Here is a 25,227-nt window from a genome sequence, read left to right as displayed (position 1 = left end):
TGCCACCCGTCGTTAAGCCGGATGTGAACATGGTCAATTGAGGATGCTTTATGTTGCCAAATGTCCGACGGTTTATCAAGATTTACAAGGGCTATGAGTGGTCTTTTTGGGTGTCACAAATTTTGCAGGCGATCGCGACGATTTTTACTCTGCTCATTCCCCTGATGACTCAGAGTTTGATCGATCGGGGCTTATCCCAGGGCGATCGGGATGCCACAGTGCAAAGTGTGCTTTGGATGGTGCTATTTGCCGTGTTGGCGGCGGTTTTTACCCTTGCTAATTCCTTTTATGCTGTCACGTTCGCCGAAAATACAGCCCATGCTGTGCGAATGTTTCTGTACCGCAAAATTCAAACTTTTTCCTTTGGCAACCTAGATCGTTTCCCCACCAGCGATCTCATGGTACGAATGACCAACGATGTCAATGCAATCAAAACGACCATTCAACTGATAATCCTATCTATAGCCCAAGTTCCAGTCATGTTTGTCGGCGCATTGGCACTGATTTATCTAAACAGTCCCAGTTTGATGTGGATTCTGTTCGTTGTTATCCCCGTGATTGTGGCGCTCCTCCTTGTCTTAGTGGTGAAAATAGGACCACTTTTTGAAATTCAGCAACAGAAGTTAGATGCTCTTAACAATGTGTTGCAGGAAAACCTGGCAGGGGTGCGGGTGGTTAAAGCTTTTGTGCAAAGTGACTTTGAAAATCGTCGGTACGATCGCGTCAACCGAGACTTACGCAGAGCCACCCTGCGTCCGATGCAATATGTGGCATTTCTGCCTCCGGGCTTGTATTTGGTCATCAACTTAGCATCAGCAACCGTCCTTTGGGTTGGAGGGTATAGTTTCGAACGGGGCGCTGTGACTGTGGGTGAAATGCTAGCCTTTATCCAGTACCTCGTGACCATTCTAGTGCCTCTAGTGATACTGGCAGCGATCGCGCCTCAGTTGACGGCAGCAGAAGCCTCTGCCCAACGGATGTTTGAAGTTCTCGATACCATCCCCACCATCCCCGAACCTACCACTCCCGCCAGATTAACCCCAGAGACTGTTAAAGGACGGATTGTATTTGAGGATGTTAGTTTCTGTTACCCCAGTCACAATGAGCGGGTGGGGCGACCCGTGTTACAAAACATCAATTTGACAATCGAACCGGGACAGACGGTGGCATTCCTGGGGACGACAGGTTCCGGCAAATCCACCTTGGTGAACCTGATTCCTCGTTTTTACGATGTGACGGCGGGACGAATTACCATCGATGGCATTGACGTGCGGGATATTCCCCTGAAAACCCTGCACCAAATCGTGGGTGTAGCCCTCCAAGAGTCGGTACTGTTTAGTGGCAAAGTGCGGGAAAACATTTGCTATGGCAAACCAGATGCGACTGAAGACGAGATGATTGAGGCAGCAAAGGCGGCAGATGCCCACGGGTTTGTGTCAGCCATTCCCGAAGGCTATGATGCCACAGTGGCACGACGGGGAGCCAACTTTTCAGGCGGACAGCGGCAACGCCTCTCGATCGCTCGTGCGGTGACCGTCAAACCTAAAATTCTCATCCTGGATGATAGCACCAGTGCTCTGGACATGGCCACAGAGGCGCGAGTGCAAGATGCTTTGAAAAGCCTAATGGCAGACACCACCATGTTGTTTGTCGCTCAACGAATCAGTACGGTCATCACTGCAGACACTATTTTCCTGCTGGAAGGTGGACAAATTGTTGACCGGGGAAACCACGAGCAACTCCTTCACAGCAGTTCCCTGTATCGAGAAATCTACAATTCGCAATTGGGAGGTGTCGCCGCGTGAACAAGCCTTTGCTGCACCGAAAGGTGAAATTCAAAGCTGGAGACCCGCCCCCAGCCCAGCCACGTCTGAAGGTGTTGGGACGGTTGCTCGGTTACGTCACTCGGTATGCCTTAGAGGTTGCCGCAGTTATTGCGTTACTGTTGTTGAGTACAGTGTTAAACCTGCTTATTCCCTATTGGCTGGGGGTAGGGCTGAACAATTTAAGCAGCACTCCCGATCTCAGGGTCATCACTCAACTGGCAATCGGGATAGCGATCGCAGCTATTTGCAGTTCCGGTACCATGCTCTGGCAAACTCTGATGCTGAATCGCGTGGTACAAAGGGCTCTCTATCGTTTGCGGCAGGATTTGTTTGAGCAGATGCAAACCCTGTCGCTGAACTTCTTCGATCGCCAACCGATTGGTGACTTAATGAGCCGTGTTACCAATGATACGGATGCGGTTGCCCAATTTTTTCGTAACAGCTTGAATTCAGTTGTTAGCGAAACATTGCAATTGGTCTTCCTTGTTTTAGCCATGTTCCTACTGAACTGGAAACTGGCGATCGCAACTTTGACAATTGCCCCACTGATTGTGCTGTTTTTGGGCTTCATCAGTCAGATTGCGGGACCTGTGTTTGCCAATCTTCAACAACAGATTGGTGAACTCAACGGCTTATTGGAAGAAACTGTCAGCGGGCAGAAGGTGGTAATTGCTTACGGTCGGCAGGAAGAGGCGATCGCAACCTTTGAGGATATCAGTCATCTAGTTCGGGTAGCAGGTGTAAAGGCACGCTTGCTGGCATTAGTAAGCGGTCCGGTTACCCTCGTGTTGACGAACCTGGATGTGGCGCTAGTAGCACTGGTGGGGGGACTACTGACCTTGCGAGGAGAGGCTAATGTCGGGGTTGTTGCAACTTTCTTGCAATACACTCGTCAGTTCTCGATTCCAATCGCGAGTCTTGCCAATAACCTGGATACTTTGCTGGCTGCAAGCGCGGCAGCTGAACGCATTTTTAGCATTTTGGATGAACGACCCGCCATTGTAGACCAGCCCAACGCTCCAGAAATGCCACCAATTCAGGGTCATGTAGTGGCTCGCGATGTAGACTTTAGCTATATTCAAGGCAGACCTATCCTGAAGCACAACAGCTTTGAAGCCAGACCGGGCGAAAAAATTGGCTTGTGCGGACCGACTGGAGCAGGGAAGAGTACCATCATCAACCTGATTACTCGGTACTACGATCTTGATGGGGGCGAAATTTTGATTGATGGGCATAACATTGCCACCGTCCAACAGGACAGTCTGCGGCGGCAAATTGGCATTGTGTTACAGGAAGCATTTTTGTTCTCTGACACAGTTATGAACAATCTGCGCTATGCCCGTTTAGATGCCACCGAGCATGACTGTATTGAGGCGACCAAACAAGCCAATGCTCATGAGTTCATTTTGCATCTGCCGGATGGTTACAATACAATGTTGACGGAACGGGGCAGTAATTTAAGCCAAGGACAACGGCAATTACTGACCATTGCTCGCATGATGGTTCAAAATCCCCGCATGGTCATTCTGGATGAAGCGACTAGCAATGTGGACACCCGAACGGAACAGAAGATCCAAGAAGCCTTAGATCGATTAATGCAAGGACGTACTAGCTTTGTGATTGCCCACCGTTTGAGTACAATTCGCAATGCCGATCGGATTCTGGTGCTTAATGCAGGTGAAATTATTGAGACTGGTTCTCACGACGAACTGATGCAAAAACAAGGATTCTACTATGACTTATTTATGAGTCAGTTCAAAGGTAAGAGATGATTTATAAAGTAAAACCCATCAATGAATTGATGGGCTTGAAATTGGAATATATTTTTTTAATGTTATTAATAAATTGAAGAGGCTCAATCCATATATCAACCTATTTTTCATCCTTTATCCTCTATCCTTTAAATAAGGGACGCACCCTGTTGCACATCTTGTACAAATAAATTCGCCAGACAGCATACTAAGTATCAACAAAAGTGACAATTAGCCGATTTGCGTCCAATGATTTGGTAGATCGACGTTTTCTGGTAGGCGAGTTGTCACATCACCAGAAGCTGCTGTAATCTGATGCGGTTCCAAATTTTTAACACCTGTGAGGATAGCTCCTTCAAGTTTGACATCACTTAAGTTTGTCATACTGAGATTGGCTCCTATAAGGTTTGCCCCACAAAGATTAGCTTCATCCAGAATGGCCATTTGTAAGTTTGTCCCCATGAGATTCGCGCCATAGAGATCGGCTTCCCGGAGACTCGCTTCCGATAGATTGGCAAAAAAGACTTCTGCGTGCTGTAGTTTCGCTGCATTCAAATTTGCTTGTTGCAAGTTCGCGCCATTTAAGTTTGCTTGTTGCAGGTTCGCGCCAATCAATCCCGTTCCCTGTAAGTTGGCTTTTCCAAGTTTTGCCCCTTGTAAATTAGCAAGAAATAGCTTTGCCCCTTGTAGGTTAGCAACTTTTAAATTGGAACCGCACAAATTAGCTTTATACAGATTCGCTCCTTGTAGGTTCGAGCCACGCAAACTGGTTCCTGAAAGATTGGCTGCGCGTAAGTTTGCCCCACATACCCAAGCACGATTTAAATTTGCCCCGGAAAGATTGGCTTCTGCCAAATTTGTTGATTGCAGGTTGGCTTCGTACAAAACAGAGCCGCAGAGTTTTGCATTCTCCAAATCTGCCTCGGCTAAATCCGCGCAGCGTAAGTCTGCTTCACTTAAATCGGCTCCCCGCAAGTCTGCTTGTTGCAAGTTCGCTTTGTGCAGATCGGCTCTTTTAATATCCGCATTCCGTAAATCAATTTTTTGGTTGGGAAGGTCTCTTTCTGCTTCCCGCCTACTTATAACAGTAAGCGCTGCTTGAATATCTGTACGAAGGTTTAATCTTTTCTCAAAAATTACTTTTTGGTGTTGCTCGACGGAATTTTCTCGCACAAAAGCAGTCAGTATCTCCATAATTGTCCAGTATTCTTTGGGACAATCCCGAGCCACTCTTTCTAAGGTATAAATAGCACCTGTTCTTGTGGCAACACTTTCATGCCCAAGCTGGGTGATTGCAGTCATAAATTTTTCCGCAATCAGCTTTTCTTTGGCTAGTTGAGTGTTTTGTGTCTCAATTTCATTACTTTTTTCTGCGGCGATCGCTCCTCTTCGGCTTGCTTCTAGGCGTTTTGCGGCAAAGTAAGCATTTACCATCACTGCCAATCCTAGAAAGAAGGTGGCAGTTGTTGATATTGCTTGTGTTCTGGTTTCTATTTTTTGTTCTGTTGACAAGCCCTCCATTTTGGTGAATGCCAAGCAAATAAGGATTGGCGATAAACTAAACGTCACTGCGATCGCTATCAACCAAATTTTTAAAGGGTCTGTTTTCCTGGCAGACATAGCGGTGGTATTTCTCACAACACGAATATTTACGTAGATTATAGGCGAAAAGAGTATACTATTTGTCTCAAAATTGCAAGATATTCTCCTTAAAAAAAAGTTACGCTGATTCTTCTTGACTCAATAATATAAAAACTCTCATTACTGAATAAAATAAATAAATTAGAAAATCATAAGTTAGCATAAGGTTTGGGGCATTGGGCATTGGGCATTGGGCATTGAAAAAGAATTATTTTCATACCCTCGTTGTGGGCAACCGTCTGTAAGAGTCTACAAGCTAGACACTCATGTGACTTATGAGACGTTTATTGACCAGCTAATGTTGCCTTCGCAAATTAAGAAGCTAGAAGTCCGAAGGCAAAGGGATTAACCTGCATTTCTCACAAGCTTGAACGAGGGGATCTGAGGGGCTGAGGAGCTGAGGAGAAAGAACTTGTACAAGAACTTTCCCATGCACCCCTGCACAAGTTTTGACAGATGTGGTGAGAAATCCGGGTTCAGTGCTGAATGATTTGGCGGATCTGAGTGGCTTCCTGTAAACTTTTTTCTACTCCTCCTTCTGCAATTCCTTTAACGTAATTAATTTTGATTTCTTCTAGTAAATCAATTAGTAGAGAGCGAATTTCCTGAACGTTCTGTTTGTTCTGAATTTCTATCTCTAATACAGCGCTGAAATTATCAATCAAACGATTAGATATTGCTGCTACCTCAGGGTCTTCTAATAAGATTGTCATAGTAGCGTATGCTGTTTGAGAAATATCTGTCACTAACTTCTCTGTTAACTGATTGGGTAATTGATTGAATCCTGGCACCTTTTGTAATTGTTGATAAGTAGGAGATTGACTGAGCATTGTGTGAATGCTACGATGCAGTAATGTTTCTAAGTCTGGCTGAATTTTCGGAACAACTTGATAGACTGATATCTGAAGGAGGCGTCTTGCGATCGCCTTGATTTCATTGGTATTATTAATATCAATATAATTATGGCGTGTTTGTGGTCGTAAGAACCAATTAATAATATTACCTTGTTGAATTGACTCTTGAATCTGAGTAATCAACCGGATGGCGATAATTTCAGTTAACTCCTCTGCAAAATTAGCGACAAGTTCGTGGTTGATTTGCTGGCGAACCTCATCGAGATTCAATAAATGAGCTTGGTTGAGGCGAACTATAACAGGAATAACTCGTAACCACTGCCAAAACGGTAGTAATAAGAAAATATCGTACCAACGCCTTACCATTGCTTGCTGCCAAGTTAATCCAATTGCTTGGCGACTCCTTAGGAAAGTTCGACCCAAAAAATCTAGGAAAAATAAAGCAACAAATGGTAAATCAATCTGCCAGAACCGATTAATAAACTTACCATTAATTCCAATTTTCCGATAGTAGTTTGTTTGAATTAAAGGTTGAATATGAGTCTTAAAAAATTGAATTTCTGGTTGCCAACCTGCTGTCTCAAAATGCGCCTCACTCCAAAATAACCTAAAGGCTTGATGTGCAGATTCAATCCCCATGCGATCGCGCATCAAATTCTTAATCCTTTCTAGAGTACCACTTTTATTAGCCCCAGCAAAAGGATTATCCTTAATCATCTCATCGCTCTTAACTCGTAATTCTTCTAATAAATTTTCTGTATTAGGCGAGCGCAGTCCTATATGAAAAACCTGCTCTTCTAATTGGTATACTTTATTGAGATAATTCTGCGTATCTCGATGAGGTTCAATGCCTTTAATTGGATCGTACAACTGAGTCAAGCTCGGAATTTCTAGTACGTATAAGTTACGCCAAGGGACGTAACTCAAATCAAAAAAGACTAAAAATAAATTCATTACAGCAATGATTGCTATTAGTCGATTAAACCAAGGGTTTTGACGGGTTACAGTTTGTTTAAGAGCAAGTTCTTCAGTGGATAGCATAGTTGAGTCATCAAGTTTCTTCCTTTAGAATAATTGAAAGTGCTATAATCAAGGGATTAATTTTCACTTCATAATGTCCGGTAGCATAACCATGCGGAAAAGTTTCTTAATTTCTTAGCGCCTTTGCGTCTTTGCGTGAGTATTATTCAGAGTATATAAGCGGACATGATATCACTACTTGTTCGTATCTTTTACCAGCAGTTTCCCAAGTAAATTCTGTTTCTACAAGTTGTCTGCCGTTCTGAGATAATTCTGCTCGTAACTGCGGGTTTTCAAATAATTGGCAGATGGCGTTCACATACTCGGCTGGTTGATTGGCGCGTAATGCTCTGAGTGGTAAACCAGCTTCATCGACAGCCAGCCCTTCTAAACCGCGATCGCTTGCAACAACAGGTACACCAGCTGCCATTGCTTCTAAGGTTTTATTCTTAATCCCAAAGCCAGTTCGCAGTGGCACTACGCAAACGGTAGATTGATGTAGATACTCTGCCATTGAAGGAACGCGACCTGTCACCACGACTCCAGGAAGATTCTTCAGTTCCAAAACGGATGCTGTAGGTCTGGCACCGGCAATAATAAAGGTGGCATCGGGATACCGTTTTTGCAGTTCTGGTAGCACTGTTAAAGCAAAAAAACGTGCTGCATCAATATTATGAGACGCATCCATTGCTCCCACAAAAATTAACTGATGTCCCCCTGGATCGTGGGAACGATAGGGAAATAAATCTAAATCAACCCCATTGGGAATTACCTTAATGTCAATATCTGGACGGAGTTTCAGGAATTCTTGTCGGTCGTCTTCAGTGGTGACGACAATGTTAGAAAATTTAGTACAGTAGCGTTTTTCGTAACGTTTTAGGACGAAAGAGAGATACAGGCGATCGCGTAAAGCATTCTGTGAAGCCCCCATCTCTAAATGGTCGCGTATCCAACCATAGACTGAACTGTGGACATCGACCACAGTATTTACACGGTTACGGAATTCAGGGCGAATATATATTTCGTTAACACTATGCTCGCAAGTGATGGCGTCACACTTTTGTTCCCGGACATAACCATCTACCAAAGCTTGAATTTCTGGTGAATAGCGGTATAAAACATTCGCTGGGATCGCCTTTGCCACTGAATTTGCGAAGCGTTTCGCTTTCGCCAACAAACCAGTTATGCCACTTCTGTTCTGGAGTTCTGGCGGTAGGGGAAAAACCACGAGTTCGCTAACCCATTTGCGTAGTTCTTCTACTTCTGCATCAGTGACTGCCTGATGACGTTGAGTCACAAGAGTTACCTCATGATTCTTCTGATGTAGATATTTAAGTAAGTTAAATGTTCTAATTTCTGTTCCACCGCGACTCGGAGGGTAGGGAAATGTGGACGATAGCATTAAGATACGCATATAATTTCTGTTATCCGTCTGGTTATTGGTATATTGTTATTGCAGTATAACCGGGCTATATTTGCATACATTAGAATGCAAAGGATTGTTGAGCCCAGGCTACAGTATTAGTTTTAACATCTTATTTTCAATTGTCTAATGACCCAAGTTGCGGGTTATAGCCTTTCTCAGTCTCATGAGGTACACCCCCCTTTCATCCCCCCTTGGTAAGGGGGACAGAGGGGGGGAATTTTTGTACCTCACCAGATTGAAATTTGCTGTATTAAGCTGTGGGTACTTTGCACTTGAAGAGTCGTGCGATACGGCTTAAGCCCCTCCTCATTTTTTCTGTGGAGAGGATTTTATTAATTATCCAATGCCATCCAAACACTTGCAAACATAAATAGCAATTTGGGTTAATATTTAATTGCCTTGAGTCTTTGTAGAAATAGAGTTAACACTGCAAGAACACAAAATGAGCAAACAACCATTCTTGACAATAGTGACTGCAACCAGAGGTAATTTTGATGATTACTGGTTAGAACAGTTATTAAAAATTAAGGGAGATATACAATTTATTTTAGTTTATCCTCCCAACGCGATTTTTAAAAAAATTGATGACTCAAGAGTAGAGTTTTTAACTAGTCCCTTTAAGGGTGAAGTTCTGCAAAGGTTTACAGGATTAATCAATGCTAAAGGCAATTATGTCATGGCATTAGATGACGATGACTTTGCACACCCCGATATTTTAGAATTAACAGTCAAGTATTTTCAGCGATTTCCTGATAGCTGGGTTTTAAGACTTAAGATACAAAATATCAATTATGATGAAAAATCACGTATCAAACAAAATTGGGAACCGATTCCTAAAGTAGAGCAATTAGAGATTTGTAAAAAAACTCCAGAGAACCCTTATCCTTTTAAACAAGGAAATTACAAAGGTTTACTAGAAGTTCCCATTGCTCCCCTAGATAAACCATTAGACATTCGCCATATTGTCTTTCCCTGGAAGCAAAGAACAGACCAAAATGGCATTCATTTTGAAAACTTTAATAACAGAGTCTGGAAAACAGAGCAGGTTAAAGCAGCACTTCACGAACTCTCAGAAGCCATGAAATTGGTGGGTGCTTTAACCTGGCTACCTGCATGGAGTTTAGATAGATTGTTAGGCTTGTTTGTGCAATCAAAGTTTTATCGAAAGGATACTATCATTGGTCACGCTCCGCCCAAGCCCGAACAAATTAGATATATTGTGAGAGACTCTTCTTTAAAAGAGACTAGGCTATATTTGATGGCAGACATACTATTAGTTAAATGTTATCCTCAATATGGATACTTGTGGAATTTAATATTTTGGCAATTATACACTATACCTAGGATAATAGGTAAGTCAGTAAAACTAAGATTGTTAAAATTGAAAAAGAATAAGACTAAAAATACTATAGCAATAGAGGGATAGTCTGGCTGCTAGTAGTTCATCGCATTAATTCTGATGGGCACCAGGCTATCTCGTTCCCAGGCTCCGCCTGGGAATGCCTTACGGGAGGCTCTGCCTCCTGTACTATACCTGGAGTGCGAAGCGGAGCCTCGTGACCTGCATTGCCAGGTATACTGTGAACGGCTAACAACTGTTCTTTTTTGAAAGGTTCCATGGCATTTGTAGGGGCGCAATGCCGCCGCGCCCCTACGATTTCAATACTACGTAGGTTTTGGGAAATAGTAGGTTGGGTTGAGCGAAGCGCGAAACCCAACAAATGCTGATAAATGTTGGGTTTCGTTCCTCAACCCAACCTACGTAATTTCGTATTTTTATGCAAAACCTACGCAGTATTGCCTACGATTTGGCAATTTTTGAAAAGTCAGATTTTAAACCGTTTTTAGTATACACTCATTTTTGGGTCAAATAGTACACTTGCACAAGTCACGCCTGATACTACGTTGGGGTCTGAAAGTTCTGTGGTGACACCGAATGTAGAGGAGCGGGGTGTGATGAGCGATCGCGTAAATGGAGGAGCAATTCGCGGGGCTAACCTGTTTCACAGTTTTCAAGAATTTAACGTGAGGGAAGGAAGCGGGATTTATTTTAGCAACCCCCAAGGAATTGAGAATATTCTCAGCCGGGTAACGGGGGCTAACCGTTCTGAGATATTGGGTAGGCTGGGTGTATTGGGGAATGCCAACTTGTTTCTGATAAATCCCAATGGGATCGTCTTTGGGCAAAATGCCAGCTTGGATGTTGAGGGTTCGTTTGTTGCAACAACAGCCAATGCCATTAGGTTGGGTGAGACAGGACTGTTCAGTGCCTCTGAGCCTGCATCTGGTAATCTACTAAGTATTAATCCATCTGCACTTTTCTATAACGTTCTTGCTAAAGAAGCAGCAATTGTCAATCGCTCTCAGGAGGGGCTAAGTGTTCGAGATGGGCGGAGTTTATTGTTGGTAGGGGGTAAAGTAAACCTAGAAAGCGGAGTTATTAAGGCTCCTAGTGGTCGAGTTGAGTTGGGAGGACTAGACGCTCCTGGAACTGTTGCATTCAATAAAGATGGTAATAATTTAGGGTTAAGTTTTCCTGAGGGTGTGGGGAGAGCAGATGTATTGTTGACTAAGTCCAGTAGTAGTAGCAATGGATCTGAGGTAAGTGTGCGTGCGGGTGGTAACGGGAGCATTGCCATTAACGCCAGAAATGTAGAAATTTCTGGAGGAAGCTCCCTGCGGGGTGGGATAGGAGAGGGGTTGGATCTGTTGGTGCTGTTGCGGGGGATATTACACTCAATGCTACCGGAACAATCGAGGTCAAACAACAAAGAAGTGTTATTGAAAATAGTGTTGGTACTGGAGCTACAGGCAAAGCGGGGAATATTTTCATTATAACAGGAGCATTATCAGTCAAGGATCGCGCCCTATTATCTTCCCAAAGTCAAGGCATAGGTAGAGCAGGTAATATCAGCATCAATGCACGCCGAACCTTCAATGCGAACAACAGCAATATTACTACATCTGCGACACAATCGAATGGAGGTGCGATCGCAATCACAGCAGGTAACATTCGCCTTTACGGTGATAGTGACATCACAACCAATGTCGAAACTGGGACAGGTGGCGGTGGTGACATCACGCTAACAGCTAATTCTATCATTGCTTTTAATGACAGCGACATCCTGGCGTTTGCGCGAGATGGCAAAGGCGGTAACATTAATCTTAATACCCCTGCGTTCTTTGGTCAAAATTACCGAAAAGCTCCTTTTGGTACCGATCCCAACACCTTAGATGGGAACAACCGTGTTGATATCAATGCTAGTGGTGCGATTTCCTCTGGTGTGGTTACCGTACCCGACACCAGTTTCATTCAAGATAGCTTGAGTGAGCTACCTGAGAATGCCATTGACACGGGTAGCTTGATTGCTAATAGTTGCATTGAACGCGGTTCTCGCCAGCAAGAGGGAACTTTCGTTATCACGGGTTCTGGTGGTTTGCCTACAGGTCCGGGAAACGTTTTGATGTCACAATATACTTTTGGCACTGCACGTACTGTATCTATTGCCTATTGGGATAAAGCGATCGCTTACTACCGCCAAGTAGGAGACGTACAGCAGGTAGGACGCATGCTTATAGAACAGTCTCAAGTATACAATAGCTTGGGGCAACCCAGAAAGGCGATCGCTCTGTTGTGTGGTGTCCTTCAGGGCGAACTGGAAGAGGAGCCATCAAAGGGGGTGGAAAAAAATTCAGATTGTCGCCAAGAAAGCGCATTGCTCCTGACTCGATTCTCGAAAGATCGAACGGGTGAAGCAGGTGCATTGGGAAGTCTTGGAGAAGCTTACCGTCTGGTGGGTTATTATAACCGAGCTATTCAGTATCTTGAAAGTGCTGAAAAAATTGCTCCCAAAGGTTTTGATTCTTTAGTACTCAATAGTTTGGGTAATGCTTATGTGAGTCGGGCGGAACTTTGGAATCTGCGTGCTGAGTCTGCAGAAAAAAGCCGCGTGCAAAAAGTTGATGAATTTAAACAGCAATCTAAAAGTGATTACCGGAAAGCGTTGAACAAGTTTCAGTCTAGTTTTGAAAAAGCAGGCTCTCAAGGTAACCAAGTTGCTCAAATACGAGTGTTGATGAATTTAATTCAGTTTTACTACCGCACTCAAGCCGAACCAACTCAGTTTGATAAAGCAGTGCAAAAAGCTTTAGCCTTGCGGGAGAAATTACCAGATTCTACAAGTAAAGTTTATATAACAGTCGATTTAGCCAATCTTCCAGTTGTGGCTAAACCCGTGAGTTCGCCTTTAACTCAGTGTCCTCTTCAGCGACAGCTATCAGATGAGCAAGCGATCGCACTCCTTCAAGATGCAGTAAAAGTTGCTGACAATATTCAAGACCCGCGATCGCAATCTTTTGCAAATGGAGCTATTTACTGAGAGATGGAGATAAAACAATAAGTGATGATAAGATTAAAAAAGCATCTCAAGAATTATACAGTAAAACTTTTCAAAAAATTGAAAAAAAAGCTAATTTAGCTGCTGAAAATATCAAAACTCTTGTTTTTATTCAAGATGGGTTCTTTCGTAGTATTCCAATGGCAGCGCTTTATGATGGAAAGCAATACTTAATTGAGAAGTATGCTATTGCTACAACTCCCAGTTTGCGTTTGACAGCATCTCAAAAACTAAACCGTCAACAAAGTCGAGCTTTAATCTTAGGCGTAACGACAAAAGTAAAAGTTGATGAAATAGATTATCCTGTTTTACCAAAAGTAAAGTCAGAGATTAATAACGTTCAACAACTCTTCCCAAATAGTAAAGTTTTAGTAGATAGCAGTTTTAACCGCGATAATTTAGGAAAAGAACTCAATAAAACTGCTTATCCGATTATTCACATTGCGACTCACGCTCAGTTTGGCATTATTGCAGAGGATACTTTTCTCGTTGCAGGAGATAACGACAAACTCACAATTAAGGAGTTAGAAAATACTCTGCGCCAAGTTAATGGTGGTCTTAACTCAGTGGAATTACTGACGCTGACTGCTTGTCAAACAGCTGTAGGAGATGACCGTGCGACTCTTGGTTTGGCTGGTGTCGCCTTGCAAGTTGGCGTCAAAAGTGCGCTGGCAACTCTATGGTCTGTTAACGACGACTCTACGTTTCACTTAATATCTGAGTTTTACGATCGCTTCCGCAAATCGGGAGTAAGTAAGGCAGAGGCTTTGCGTCAAGCTCAATTGAAACTAATTAACGCTAAGAAAATAGATAATCTTAATGACCAATATGATAACCCTGCTTACTGGGCACCGTTTATTTTAAGCGGTAACTGGCTTTAAATCGTAAGCTTAACCTCAATTGGTGAAGTTTCTTATGTGTTACATAAGAAATACATGAAGAGGGGGAATGTTGCCATGTATTACCCGGAAGCATCTAATTTCTCTTCTTCCAAGTATTACACGGTTAACCTAACTCAGCTTTTTCCAAGTATTACACGGGTTGGCTTTTAGCAGATCCACAATCCTGTTGAAACCTTACCCTGTCAGACATTAATTCCTCTTCCCCTTCAATCAGGAGCGAACGTACAGAGTTGAGCGGCAAAACTCCGAGTTCATACGCTTCACAGATACTAGCTGCGAGAATAGCCGCCAACTTTGACGAGATAAACAAGCAATTAGAAGATTTGGCGAACGCTGAAGGTGTTACCGTTGAGGAACTTACTCGTACCTGGGATGGAGATAATACAGGTGATTAATTTTTAAAAATTTATCAAACTATAAGTATGTTAGAAAAATTGGTAAATTACTATGACTCAAGCACAACCCCTTCAACGCTTATTTACCTACGATGAATTTATTGAATGGTATCCAAACGACGGCAAAAATTACGAGTTACACAAAGGAGTGATATTTGAAATGCCCCCTGCCAGTGGCTCACATACCGAGGTGATAGGTTTTTTAGTTATAGCACTAATCGAAGCTATTAAATTACAACAACTCTCTTACCGAACGTCTGAATCAACTTTAGTAAAAATAAACTCATCAACTACTTATAAGCCCGATTTAATAGTAATCAATCGCGAAAATCTTATCAATGAACCATTGTGGGAAAAAGAATCAACACTAAGTTGTCCTGACTCAATCCCATTGGTCGTTGAGATTGTGAGTACCAATTGGCAAGATGATTACGATGGTAAATTTAATGATTATGCTGCTATGGGTATTCGCGAGTACTGGATTGTAGATTATAAAGCCCTAGGCGGACGTAGGTACATTGGTAATCCCAAACAGCGTACAATTTTTGTGTGTGAATTGATAGACGGAGAATACCAAATGAATCCATTTAGAGGTAGCGACCGTATTGTATCGCCTACTTTCCCGCAATTAAACCTTACTGCTCAACAAATTTTTGACTCTGTAGCATAATTTTTTACCCGGTACATTCCGGGTAACTATTCATAACGGTATTTTCTCACTCAATCCATCTATATCAAGCGTTTCAGCAACTTCTTTTAATTCTTTTACAAGTTTCGGAATTGGTAAATATGTTTGCCTACCAATCTCTTTCGGTTCATCAAATTTATCACTAGCAAATAGATTATAAATTCTGTCTACTTGTTCTTTATTTTCAGTATTTACAATAGTATCAATGTAACCCCCATTCCGCACCCCCTACTGTCACAATCGGTTTTTTCGGATTTTTCTTTACCAGAAGGCTACATTTTATACATTTTTAGCGTTATTTGGGTTAGCGACGCCAACTCCAAATCCTCAAACGTCCAAAATTCGTATTGTGACACTTTAGGGTGCGGAAGGTGGGATGTAAATAAGTAATTTTACAACAGGCTTAACTCCAAATTCACCGAACATAACTGTTAGCACTGTTGGTAACATCTCAGACATTTCTAACGTTGTATATTCAGAGTTGTTAATACCTTTTTCTATTTGCTTAAATGTCCATCTTTCTCTTAAGATGTGAAACATCTTGTCTAAACTCCAGTAAGCGGTAACTGGCTTTAACACTGTACGTTCGCTCCCTCCTATTTTTTTTAGGAGGGAATTTTTGCTGTTTATTATGGTGCGGTTGTAGGCGGACTGCTACCACCATTAAGATAGAGAGGAAAGAATTGAGTAGCAAATAAAATCAATTAAATCCAACTTTCTACAGGAAATTCCCTGACTTGACGCATTCAAAGAAAATCGCTATCTGATGTAACGAGAATTAATGAATGGCGTATAGCTGTAGCAGCAATCCATAGGTCATTTTCACCAATACCAATTTCTTGTATTTGAGTTGTTTTGCGTTTACTCTTTTCTTTTGCAGCAAATCTTTTAATAATTTCAGACTTGAAATCGCCATAAATTTTGGCTGTTTCATCATCAATTGGATAAATATCTATTCTGTTGAGAAATGCCCGAACTCTGATAAGATTTGCAGTTTTTTGTTGGGAGTTTTGTGCCATGAATCTGAGTTCACCTGCGACGATGACACTAGTGGCGAGTGTAACCTTACCTAGTTCCCGAAAGTGATTGACAACTTTTGACTCACCTTCTATCAAAAAAGTGCAATGATTTGTGTCAAGCAAATACATTCTTAAAATTCCAGTGGCATACGAGTATCATGAACAAGCTGAAGACATTCTCTAATATCATCACCAGACCAAGTTCCTGCAAATTCTAGTAAATCTTCAGCTGTAGAACCGCGTAAGTTATTTTTATTGGACTGCTTTGCTATATGACTGGTTTTAATGTTTCGAACAAAATTAAGGGCTTCTGTTAGTAACTCTGGTGGTAAAGTTTCTATTTCTTGGATTAATAATTCTTTAATAGTCATATTTTATCCTTCTCACAGCTTTTTCATTTTCTATTTTACAAGCTGATGACTAACATAGCACGGCGGAAACTTTTTGTCCAAAGTCCAATAAAAAGATTTATGCACTATTAGTTGGCATTAATGAGTATCATCCTGACTCAAATCCAAGCTTGCGATCGCTTACAGGTTGTCTCAACGATATTAAAGCAATAGAATCATACTCGGAAAAAGAGTCCAAAATCCGATACTCTTGTAGAATTTTAATAAACTCATCGAAAGAAACCCAGAACGACACCAACAACTAAACCGATGAATTGACATACGATTTTAAAATTTTTCTCGAAAGCCTGAACGTTTACGTTATTCCAAGGAAGCTCAATCCAAGGAAGAAGCACAAAAGACGTCTCCGAAAAGTGTCAAAGGCTTGCTGTGCCTAGCTTACAAAGCACAAATGCAAGCATTGCTTTCTAGCTAGTCAATACTAATAAGAGTGAAGGCAGACCAGTCTTTTTGGTTTGGGTGTTTCTCCTTTATCACTCATGATTAAATTCCAACTCGCGCATCAGAAGCCGTAGCCAACACTAAAGTAAAACCCTTCGTCTTGGGCGTTGTCGCCGCGATCGCTCAAATCCACGAAAGGATATGCATAGTCAAGCCGTATTAAGAAGTGGGTGAGGGGTTCCCAAATCAATCCCAAACCTACGGATGCAAGAAAGGTTTGAGTTGACACTTTATTAGGATTGCCAGATGCATTCCAAACCTCACCTATATCAATAAAAGGTGCCAGTTGCAGGTTTGGCTGTCCGGTTGCATTTCGTTGTAGGGCGATGCGGTTCTCCACAGACAAGCGAAAGCCATTGTCGCCAGCACGGGCATTTTGCCGATAACCGCGTAAAGATTGACCGCCACCAATCACAAATTGTTGAGACGGTAGCAGGCTATCTGGTGTTAGTTGTACATCAGCTTGAGCAACTAATAAGTGATCTCTGCCCAAAAGTTGCACTCGCTGAATTTGTCCCAACCAACTGAAGAAGCGCCCATCAGGAGTCGGGTCGGAGTTAATAGTAGCATCTAACACGTCAAGACCAAAACTGAATTGAGAACGTATAGCCCAAGCGCCTTTTGAGTCGCGTTTGATGTAATCTTGCCCAAACTTCAGTACCCGTGTTTTGCTGTTACCTTGTTCATCAGGACCCTGACTAAAGGGTGTGGGGACCCCTTCCAAAAAGTTTTGCCCATCCTGCACGGCAAACCCCAAAGATAAAGCAAATTCATCACGGGGTGTCCTTATCAAAGGTTGACGATAACTAATTTCATACAATTCACTATCGCTAGTAATGTTAAATCTAGAAAATGAAGGTTCGGTGATTTTGCTATCAGTAGGAGCATATCGTAACTGCAATGTGCCATTCATTGCATTCACTGGTACCCTGTAGATGAAATCGAAAGAATTAGAACCACCAGTGGTAGAACGATAATAGGAAGCGCTCAATTCATCGCCAATTCCAGTTAAGTTACGGTAGCTAATAACACCACCAAAACGTTCTGAACCCACAGATGGGGGTGAGTAGTTGTCAACTCCTACAAATCCATTGATAGCTTTGGCTTCTGTAACTCTGACTGAGAGAATGCTTTGTCCTAAGTCCGTTCCGGGTTTTAAAGTTGCCTCAACGTTAGTCAATAGGGGATCGGCTTTGAGCAATCTTAGCTGGTCTTCCAGTTTACTTGCTCTTAGAGGTTTACCTGCACCAAGTTTGATACGGCGGCGAATGTAAGAAGAATTCAGTCTTCGATTGCCTTGCACCTCAATTTTTTCTAGAGAACCTTCTATTACCAAGATTTTTACGACACCGTTGGTTATTTCCTGGTCTACCAAAACGGCTCTAGAAGTAATGTATCCTTGATTTAAGTAAATTTGTGTGATAGAGTCTGCTACGCCTCTGAGGTCTTTAAGGGTGACGGAACGTCCTTCAAATGGTTTGGTAATAGTAGCAATTTCATCTTGGCTGAGAACAGTACTGCCAGTGACTTCGATTTGACGGACAGGAATGCTGATAGGTGGTTGTTCGGGTATGGGTGCTGGAGGTGATGGAGTAGGGATGATAGGTTGGCTGTCCCTAGGTGGTAGAGGTTGCGGTGTGGGTAAGGGTTGAGGAAAACGGTCAATGTTAGGATTTGGTTTGTCACCAGGTGGGACGGGTAATGTTTGAGCCTGGGCTGGTGAGGCAACTAGCAGCAATAGGTTGGCACTGCTTAGATTGGCATTTTTTAACAGAAATTTTGGAAGTTCAGCATCGCGCAGGAAGTATACAACTCTTGCTTGGTCACTTGACCCCAGTACTATAGTGCTAGCAATGACGATCCCCAAGCCTGACAACCAGTTTCTACGCACAGACACTCCAGCCATTGTACCTCCTAGGTTAAATTAATTTAGGTAGCGCATCCTCCATTAGATATATTGTTGCCATTCAAAGCAACTTATTCACTTGACTCAAAATTTCGCATAGCGGTCTTCTGTTGCCACTTTTTGCTGGTAGTATTGTAGTATTTTTGTACCGTTACTGTAGGGAGTCTTTGTTTTCCCGTATGAATCTCAGTCTGCCTCACCAATGAGAGTAAAAGCAGCCCAGTCTTTTGGGTTTGGGTGTTTCTCCTTAGTCTTGAGCATGGCGATGCGTAGCGCCTGCGCCTTGTCGGGATTGTGCTGCAGTTGACGGTAAAACTCGGTCATCAATAAAGCAGTAGGGCTATCTGGCACCGCCCACAAAGAGACAATGATGCTGGGGACTCCCGCACTGATGAATGAGCGGGATAACCCAATGACGCCATCGCCTGTAATTTCTCCTCGCCCTGTATCGCAGGCACTTAAGACGACCAGGAAAGCGTTGAGTTTGAGATTGGCAATTTCGCTAGCACTGAGCAGACCGTTATCCTGGGAAGAGGGAGCAAGTGCGATCGCACCCGGTACACCTGAAGATTGAACGTCGTTTAATAACCCGTGGGTGGCCAGATGAATCAGGCGGGCTTTGGGCATCTGTCGTAGGATGTCTGCTTTGGTGGCTTTGTCGCCGACAATGGCTTGGGTATTGAGAAGATTTGCGATCGCAATTGCTTCGTTTTCGGCATTTGGTAGAGGCGGTAACTGCTGGAGTGGTTTGCCTGGGTCAAGGGCAACTTTGGGCATGGTAGGATTACCAACTATCAGCACATCCTGGGCTTTGCCTTGAAGGCGTTGCTGTTGCAATTGTGTGAAATCTAATAACTCAATTGCTGGAGATGTGAGTATGGTATGCTTCTCAACTAAGTATTGACCCGTTGCATCTTGCAAAGCGGCAAAGGGAACTAGGAACAGAGATTCTTGTGGGATAAAGATGACACGCTCAAGAGGGTTTTTTGGCAAATCTGAAGCAATGGGTTTAATCAGGAGGTTGTAAAGTTGTTGTTGGCGTTGTTTTTGGTCTGTTGTTGGTGCCGTCAGGACTTCCACGGAGAACAAACCTCTGACACCAATGGACTCACGACTATTGGTAACGAGTTGTGCTATCGAAGTCTTTTGTTGCCAGAGAGGTTTGAGGTCAACTTGACGAAACACGACTTCACCTGTAGGTTTGACTACCCAAATAAACAGTTTTGATTCTCGACCTCGTAATTTGCCTTGAAACTTAAAACTGTCGTCAGGAACGATGGAATATTCAACAAATGTCGCCTTTTGCGCTTGGGCAAGTTGTTTAATTTTTGCAATTGTAATTGATTCTGTGTGAACGCTATTAATTCCGTTTTTCCGTTGCTTTTTTAAGTTTTCTGATAATCCCTTATCTAATAATGCCACAAAAGCTCTTGCACGTCCCTGCTCAGAAATTTCCAGGGCTGCTTCTGGTTTATTTTGAGCAATTAGGACTTGTTGCAACAGGTTGTAAGTGGAAATTTGCGTATCAAAAACCGATACATTGTAATTATCAGTTAAGCCAAATCTTAGAGATTTTAAAACCTCGATTGCAAGGCGTAGTTGTTTCTCTGCTTCTACAAGATTACTAGATACAAATAAGGTATGTCCTAGGTTGTTGAGAGCCAGTGCTTCTGCCTGTGGATTGCTAATCGCTCTGGCAATTGCTAAACTCTGCTGATGCAGTTCAATTGCACCTGTAAAGTTACCTCGATCCTCGTAAGCCATTGCTAAACTTGTCAAGGCTTCCCCCTCTAGCTGGCGGTTGCTGATAGTTCGAGCGATCGCTAAACTCTGATTGTAGTAATTCGTTGCCTGTGTTAAATTGTCCTCGATATGATAAGCTACTCCTAGATTGTTGAGGATATATCCCTCACCTTCGCGATTGTTAAGGGAGCGTACAATCTCTAAACTCTGCTTGTAAGACTCAATGGCTTTGTTATAATCTCCCAAACTGGAGTAAATGCCTCCCAAATTTCCTAAAGTTGTGCCTTCCCCAATGCGGTCATTGGTTTTCTGTGCAATTAGCAAGCTTTGCTGGTGGGACTCAATCGCTTGGTCATATTTGCCCAAAGATGCGTAAGCATTCCCTAAAATTCCTAGAATCTGCCCCTCTGCTTGGTGGTCTTTGATTATCCGCATAATCTCCAAAGCTTGAAGATTTAATTCAACCGCCTTGGCATATTTGCCTAAACCTCTGTGAGCAATTCCTAGATTTCCAAGAGTTTGCGCCTCAGCTTTGCGGTTCCCAATGGTTTGGGCGATAGTCAACAACGGCTGCAAATATTCAACTGCTTTGCTATAGTTTTGTTGAGCTAGATGGACAGCAGCAAGTTTCTCCAAGGTAGATCCCTTGCCCTGGATATCGCGAAGCGTTCGATAAATTGTGAGTGCTTGTTCCCAGGATTCAATGGCAGCTTCTAACTGTTTGCTTTGATATTGTTTAATTCCTTGTTGGAATAATTGGTCTGCTTGTAATTTGCGGTTATCTTGAATTTGCGCCCTTGCTAGTGCTGTTCCTAATGGCGCTGGCAAGCCTTCAGCAAAGAGAACTAAGAAAATAACCAGCAGGTTTATCAGTAGATGTGCTGCACGACGCAATCGTATTGAGCTGATTTTAAAAGGTTTCATTATTTAGAAGGTAACTGACTAGAATTCCCTGTTGCTTTGGGCACGCAAGAACCGATCAATTCTATTCTTCCATCACTATTGGCTTTCATCTCAGTAGCATTACATTGCTGAGAACTACTTGTTAGATTTTCATCAAGGGTGAGGTCAGCAGAGCCAGAGTTAGAGGAAGGTGAGGAAGAAGAGCGATTAACTTGGGCATTTTGCTGTATTTCCTCAATGGGTGCGTTGTTACCTATACTACTGTCTGTGCGATTATCATCTCGATTGCCACTGGGTGTACTATTGCTGTTTGAAATTGTAGCACTATCATTGCTACCAGTACCGCTATTACTGCCACCAAGCGAAGAAGAGGAACCATTAGTTGCCGTATTTTGCTGTATTATCTCTACTGGTGCATTGTTAGCTATACCACTGTCTGTTCCATCACCTTGAACACCACTGCTGTTGTTGCTAGGGATAGAAGTAGTAGTGTTGTTACCACCAACTGCGGTACTATTACCACTACTACTATTGCTAGGGATAAAATTGACTTGGATAGAAGATCTACTGTCTCTTTTCAAGATACTAGTACCCAATATAACATCTTGCAATGAAACTGGCATATATCCATTATTTGCATCATCAACAGCAATAGCGCCAGCAGTAAAGCTAATTCTGTTGGGATCTGTCAGATCGTTCAAAGTCAGGGGTTTGCTCAAATAAGTAACTTGAGATATAGAATATACCTTTTGATTTTCATCTTTGAATTGTTCATAATCCAATCTGCCATCGCGAATTTGTGGATACACCCTTAAACCTTCTTTGGTCTGATAAATTACTTCTTGTGGCCCAACTTTAAAAGAATTGCCTCCATGCTGGATGTCGATTTTAGCACCGTCATTCGTACCTGCAAATGCTTGGATGCTGGTTGGTATTTCTGAAACCTTTGTTGTCAATACTCCTCCATTATTTTGGTAATTATTGTTCCCATTAGAAGATGGGATAAAGTAACCTATTGCTCGGAAAATACCAGCAGCTTTGATAGTAATATCACCAGCAGTCGAGCTATTATTGCGGCTGCTATCAATCGTTTGAACTTGGATATCACCACCTGAAGAAAGATTTACATAACCACCAAGAAAGCCACGATGCTTATTAAAATCTTCATTAGATTGACCTTTAGTTGTAATCTTTCCAGTTATGATGTTACCAGTAGCAGACAAGATTATAGGACCTTTATTGGTGGTAATGTCACCGTTTACAGTGATACTTCCCGATGATGAAGAGTTGGCGGTAGATGTAAAGGTCGCTCCCCCTACTGCTGTTGTGGGAATACTGGGAGAGTTTCGCAATTCGGTCACACCTGCTCGTAAGATAAAAGCAGGACTATTAGCCAAAATGGGAATATCTTGGTCTTTTGCTAAAAGTGACTGACTTGGGTCTATGCTACCAAGAACAGAAGGATTTGATTCTGTGATTGTGATATTTCCTGTTGCAGTAATGCTTCCTCCTGCTTCCACCTTAAGCGCTGCACCCGTGTATTCGCCAAATGTAACATTTCCATGCGAACTGATAATGCCATTTGAGTTAATGGAGGTAATGTTAAAGCCTGTAGGTTCGCCTAACAGTTTGCGAGTTGAAAAATCACCGCTACTGGCAAAACGTCCATTACCTGTAATGACACCATCGCTGACCAAACTGAAGTTACCACCACTTTGAAACCATGAGAGTGGATTATTTAACGCATTGATATTGATGCCTTGCTTACCTTGAATAGACAAGTTTTTCTGTGCTCTAACTAAAGAAGTGTTTGATGCCGTGTCCTTCACTTGGACTGTATCCCGCGCTAGTAACTCTATTTTTCCAGAGGAACTCAGGTGGCTGTTTTCGAGAATTAAGTCTCCCTTTGGAGACTCTAAACGTATATTTCCAGAGGAACTCAATTGTTTGTCTTTGAGAATTAAATTTCCCTGTAGAGACTCTAAACGCATATTTCCCCCAGCTTCCAATTTGTTTTCGACGGTCAAGCTTTCCTGTGCCTGTAACTCCAAGTCTCCCTGAGTTAAAACTGAAACAATAGTAACAGTTTTGCCACTGATATTCACACGGTTGAGAGGATTCCTTTCGTTGCCACCAATGGTTTGGTTTACATTGACATTACCTGTTCCTGCTGTGATTTCTAAACTTCTTAGGGAATTCACGGAGTCGCTATTAATGGGTCCCACTACAGTGATGTCGCCCCCAACGTCTTTACCTGTACTGAGGGCAACATCATTAGTGAGAGTTACACTTCTAGTAGTGTTCAACGTGATATTTCCACCATTTGAGACAATATTTCCACCAAGCAAAATACCTGCATCAGTTTTATCTAGAACTTGGACAGCACCTCCTGATTTGCCTGGTAATGTACTTGAAGCATCGATAGTGCCAGATGATATGAGAGACTCGCTCTTCGTATATATTTTGACACCAGATCCTGTTAGAGATACTGTGCCATCGTTGTTTACCCGAATTCCAGTCGCATTCCCCACATTTCCACCTGTTAGCAATTCAGGTAGAGACAAAATCTGCAAAGCCCAGTTGGTGGGTCGATTTTCGGTTGGTAATGGCGATCGCACCTCCAAGCTCAACAAATTTCCCTCTTGGCGGATGCTTACCATATTATTACCTGGTATCGATGCCACAGTAATATTACCCCCTGGTGCTTTGAGTTGTCCGGTGTTAGCAACCGTACCGCCTAAGAGGGTTAAATTTTGCCCCTCACTAACTGCCAAGTTCCCAGCATTTACAATCGCCCCTGGTTGGGACATGGTAAAGGCAAAGGTGTTGGGAGTACCCACTAGCGCTGCATAGTTGTTGGTACCTGTGGCATTAAACCAGTTGGAACCAAAGCCAATACTGTTAGCGGTAGTTGCCATAAAGGAAGCAGGTACGTTCAAGCTGGCATTGGGACCAAACACAATACCAGATGGGTTCATTAGGAAGAGATTTGAATTCCCACCCGTCATCTGTATGATGCCATTGATCGTGGAGGCATCTCCACCGACGACACGACCTAAAATGTTGCGGACTTGTGGGTTGGAAAGAAAGTTAACTATTTGATTGGAGTCGAGTCCGAATTTCTCGAAGCTGTGAAAGAGATTAGTACCATCTCTGGAAAGTTTCCCACCAGTGATGTCAATGCGGTTGCCATCTGGTGTTACTAGGGTGCCAGTGCCATTAGCACCCGATTCAGCAGTAATGGATTGTGCAACGACTTGCTCACTTGCTAGGGTACTAATGAAGCTTAGCAGTGCTATTACGAGCAAAGCACAATTGGGGATTTGGAAGCGCTTACATACAGCTAGTTTGAAAAATTTTTCCCTGGTAGCTGGCAAGCCAATTAGCACTCTATTTTTCATAATAACTTCTCCGAAGTACTTCTTCTTACCAATTGCTACACAATTAAGTTTCTCCTAAGAAACACATTTTAAAACGCTTATTTACCAAGGCTTTTGGTAAATTGTGTTTCTTCCATATTTTACAGGCGCGTTCACCGCGCCTGTCAGAGGCTCACATCTTGCACCAAGAAAACTTATGTTATTTTGTTACTCAGTATTCAACATAAAATCCTTTATTTAGAGAGAAAAGTCAAGAAAAATTTATAGCTTTATTATACATATTTTTTGAATATACGGTTTTCTACGGAGAGGTGCAAGATATGAGCCTCCGACTAGCGGACTACGCCGCTAGTGATATATGGAAGAAACACAATATTCTGTAAACCTCGCTATCTATATATGGGTTTTAGAATGTGTTTCTTAAGAGTTATGGCTTTCCCAATTAGTCACAACATAATAAGATTTGCAAAACTAGAGCGTCGGTCGAGTAGAAGTAGTTGACATAAAACGCAAGATATGCAAGGA

The 25,227-nt window shown here is 42.6% G+C and carries 19 protein-coding genes; 9 read left to right on the top strand and 10 right to left on the bottom strand.

From position 1 onward, the window contains the following. Positions 1-50: 50 nt before the first annotated feature. Entirely contained in the window at positions 51-1,805 is a 1,755-nt protein-coding gene (locus F7734_RS02170) for an ABC transporter ATP-binding protein (RefSeq protein ID WP_155743168.1), read from the top strand. Next, complete coding sequence (locus F7734_RS02165; RefSeq protein WP_155743167.1) at positions 1,802-3,598, top strand: ABC transporter ATP-binding protein; 1,797 nt, start codon at positions 1,802-1,804, stop codon at positions 3,596-3,598. The genes F7734_RS02170 and F7734_RS02165 overlap by 4 nt, the downstream gene beginning before the upstream one ends. 210 nt (positions 3,599-3,808) lie before the next feature. On the opposite strand, the gene F7734_RS02160 is transcribed toward F7734_RS02165, so the two are convergent. The 3 genes from F7734_RS02160 to F7734_RS02150 all read right to left on the bottom strand — a co-directional run bounded on the left by F7734_RS02160 (position 3,809) and on the right by F7734_RS02150 (position 8,506). Then, positions 3,809-5,197 carry a pentapeptide repeat-containing protein gene (locus tag F7734_RS02160; RefSeq protein WP_155743166.1) on the bottom strand — a complete coding sequence of 463 codons (1,389 nt, stop codon included), beginning with the start codon at positions 5,195-5,197 and terminating at the stop codon, positions 3,809-3,811. Positions 5,198-5,694: 497 nt separating this feature from the next. Continuing rightward, the gene (locus F7734_RS02155; protein WP_155743165.1) at positions 5,695-7,113 is read right to left on the bottom strand and encodes a hypothetical protein; all 1,419 of its coding nucleotides are present in this window, start codon (positions 7,111-7,113) and stop codon (positions 5,695-5,697) included. A gap of 142 nt (positions 7,114-7,255) precedes the next feature. After that, positions 7,256-8,506, bottom strand: a complete 1,251-nt coding sequence (locus F7734_RS02150; RefSeq protein WP_155743164.1) for a glycosyltransferase family 4 protein — start codon at positions 8,504-8,506, stop codon at positions 7,256-7,258. 454 nt (positions 8,507-8,960) lie between these two features. Here F7734_RS02150 and F7734_RS02145 point away from each other — a divergent pair, with 454 nt between their 5' ends. From F7734_RS02145 to F7734_RS02115, 7 genes are all read left to right on the top strand, one after another. After that, positions 8,961-9,944 carry a glycosyltransferase family A protein gene (locus F7734_RS02145; protein ID WP_155743163.1) on the top strand — a complete coding sequence of 328 codons (984 nt, stop codon included), beginning with the start codon at positions 8,961-8,963 and terminating at the stop codon, positions 9,942-9,944. Between the two features lie 431 nt (positions 9,945-10,375). Then, complete coding sequence (locus F7734_RS02140) at positions 10,376-11,356, top strand: filamentous hemagglutinin N-terminal domain-containing protein (RefSeq protein WP_347566114.1); 981 nt, start codon at positions 10,376-10,378, stop codon at positions 11,354-11,356. 81 nt (positions 11,357-11,437) lie between these two features. Continuing rightward, a complete protein-coding gene (locus tag F7734_RS02135; RefSeq protein WP_155743161.1) occupies positions 11,438-11,605 on the top strand; it encodes a hypothetical protein in 168 nt (55 codons plus the stop codon). Positions 11,606-11,802: 197 nt separating this feature from the next. Next, positions 11,803-12,897: a tetratricopeptide repeat protein gene (locus F7734_RS02130; protein WP_155743160.1), complete on the top strand. Its 1,095-nt coding sequence runs from the start codon at positions 11,803-11,805 to the stop codon at positions 12,895-12,897. Next, positions 12,864-13,796, top strand: coding sequence for a CHAT domain-containing protein (locus F7734_RS02125; RefSeq protein WP_166481686.1), 933 nt, complete (start codon positions 12,864-12,866; stop codon positions 13,794-13,796). The genes F7734_RS02130 and F7734_RS02125 overlap by 34 nt, the downstream gene beginning before the upstream one ends. A 251-nt stretch (positions 13,797-14,047) precedes the next feature. Next, complete coding sequence (locus tag F7734_RS02120; RefSeq protein ID WP_155743158.1) at positions 14,048-14,212, top strand: hypothetical protein; 165 nt, start codon at positions 14,048-14,050, stop codon at positions 14,210-14,212. A 52-nt stretch (positions 14,213-14,264) separates the two neighbouring features. Beyond that, positions 14,265-14,882 carry a Uma2 family endonuclease gene (locus F7734_RS02115; RefSeq protein WP_155743157.1) on the top strand — a complete coding sequence of 206 codons (618 nt, stop codon included), beginning with the start codon at positions 14,265-14,267 and terminating at the stop codon, positions 14,880-14,882. A 30-nt stretch (positions 14,883-14,912) separates the two neighbouring features. On the opposite strand, the gene F7734_RS02110 is transcribed toward F7734_RS02115, so the two are convergent. From F7734_RS02110 to F7734_RS02080, 7 genes are all read right to left on the bottom strand, one after another. Next, complete coding sequence (locus F7734_RS02110; protein ID WP_155743156.1) at positions 14,913-15,125, bottom strand: hypothetical protein; 213 nt, start codon at positions 15,123-15,125, stop codon at positions 14,913-14,915. Positions 15,126-15,257: 132 nt separating this feature from the next. Then, a complete protein-coding gene (locus tag F7734_RS02105) occupies positions 15,258-15,479 on the bottom strand; it encodes a hypothetical protein (protein ID WP_155743155.1) in 222 nt (73 codons plus the stop codon). A 167-nt stretch (positions 15,480-15,646) separates the two neighbouring features. Beyond that, complete coding sequence (locus F7734_RS02100; protein ID WP_155743154.1) at positions 15,647-16,048, bottom strand: type II toxin-antitoxin system VapC family toxin; 402 nt, start codon at positions 16,046-16,048, stop codon at positions 15,647-15,649. A gap of 2 nt (positions 16,049-16,050) precedes the next feature. After that, positions 16,051-16,290, bottom strand: a complete 240-nt coding sequence (locus F7734_RS02095; RefSeq protein WP_155743153.1) for a DUF2281 domain-containing protein — start codon at positions 16,288-16,290, stop codon at positions 16,051-16,053. Positions 16,291-16,831: 541 nt separating this feature from the next. Next, positions 16,832-18,676, bottom strand: a complete 1,845-nt coding sequence (locus F7734_RS02090) for a ShlB/FhaC/HecB family hemolysin secretion/activation protein (RefSeq protein ID WP_155743152.1) — start codon at positions 18,674-18,676, stop codon at positions 16,832-16,834. A 186-nt stretch (positions 18,677-18,862) separates the two neighbouring features. After that, complete coding sequence (locus F7734_RS02085) at positions 18,863-21,343, bottom strand: CHAT domain-containing tetratricopeptide repeat protein (RefSeq protein WP_155743151.1); 2,481 nt, start codon at positions 21,341-21,343, stop codon at positions 18,863-18,865. Further along, positions 21,343-24,723, bottom strand: coding sequence for a filamentous hemagglutinin N-terminal domain-containing protein (locus tag F7734_RS02080; RefSeq protein WP_155743150.1), 3,381 nt, complete (start codon positions 24,721-24,723; stop codon positions 21,343-21,345). The genes F7734_RS02085 and F7734_RS02080 overlap by 1 nt, the downstream gene beginning before the upstream one ends. Positions 24,724-25,227 lie beyond the last annotated feature (504 nt).

The sequence above is a fragment of the Scytonema sp. UIC 10036 genome (genome assembly GCF_009725235.1).
This window is presented reverse-complemented; position numbering and strand designations above follow the sequence as displayed.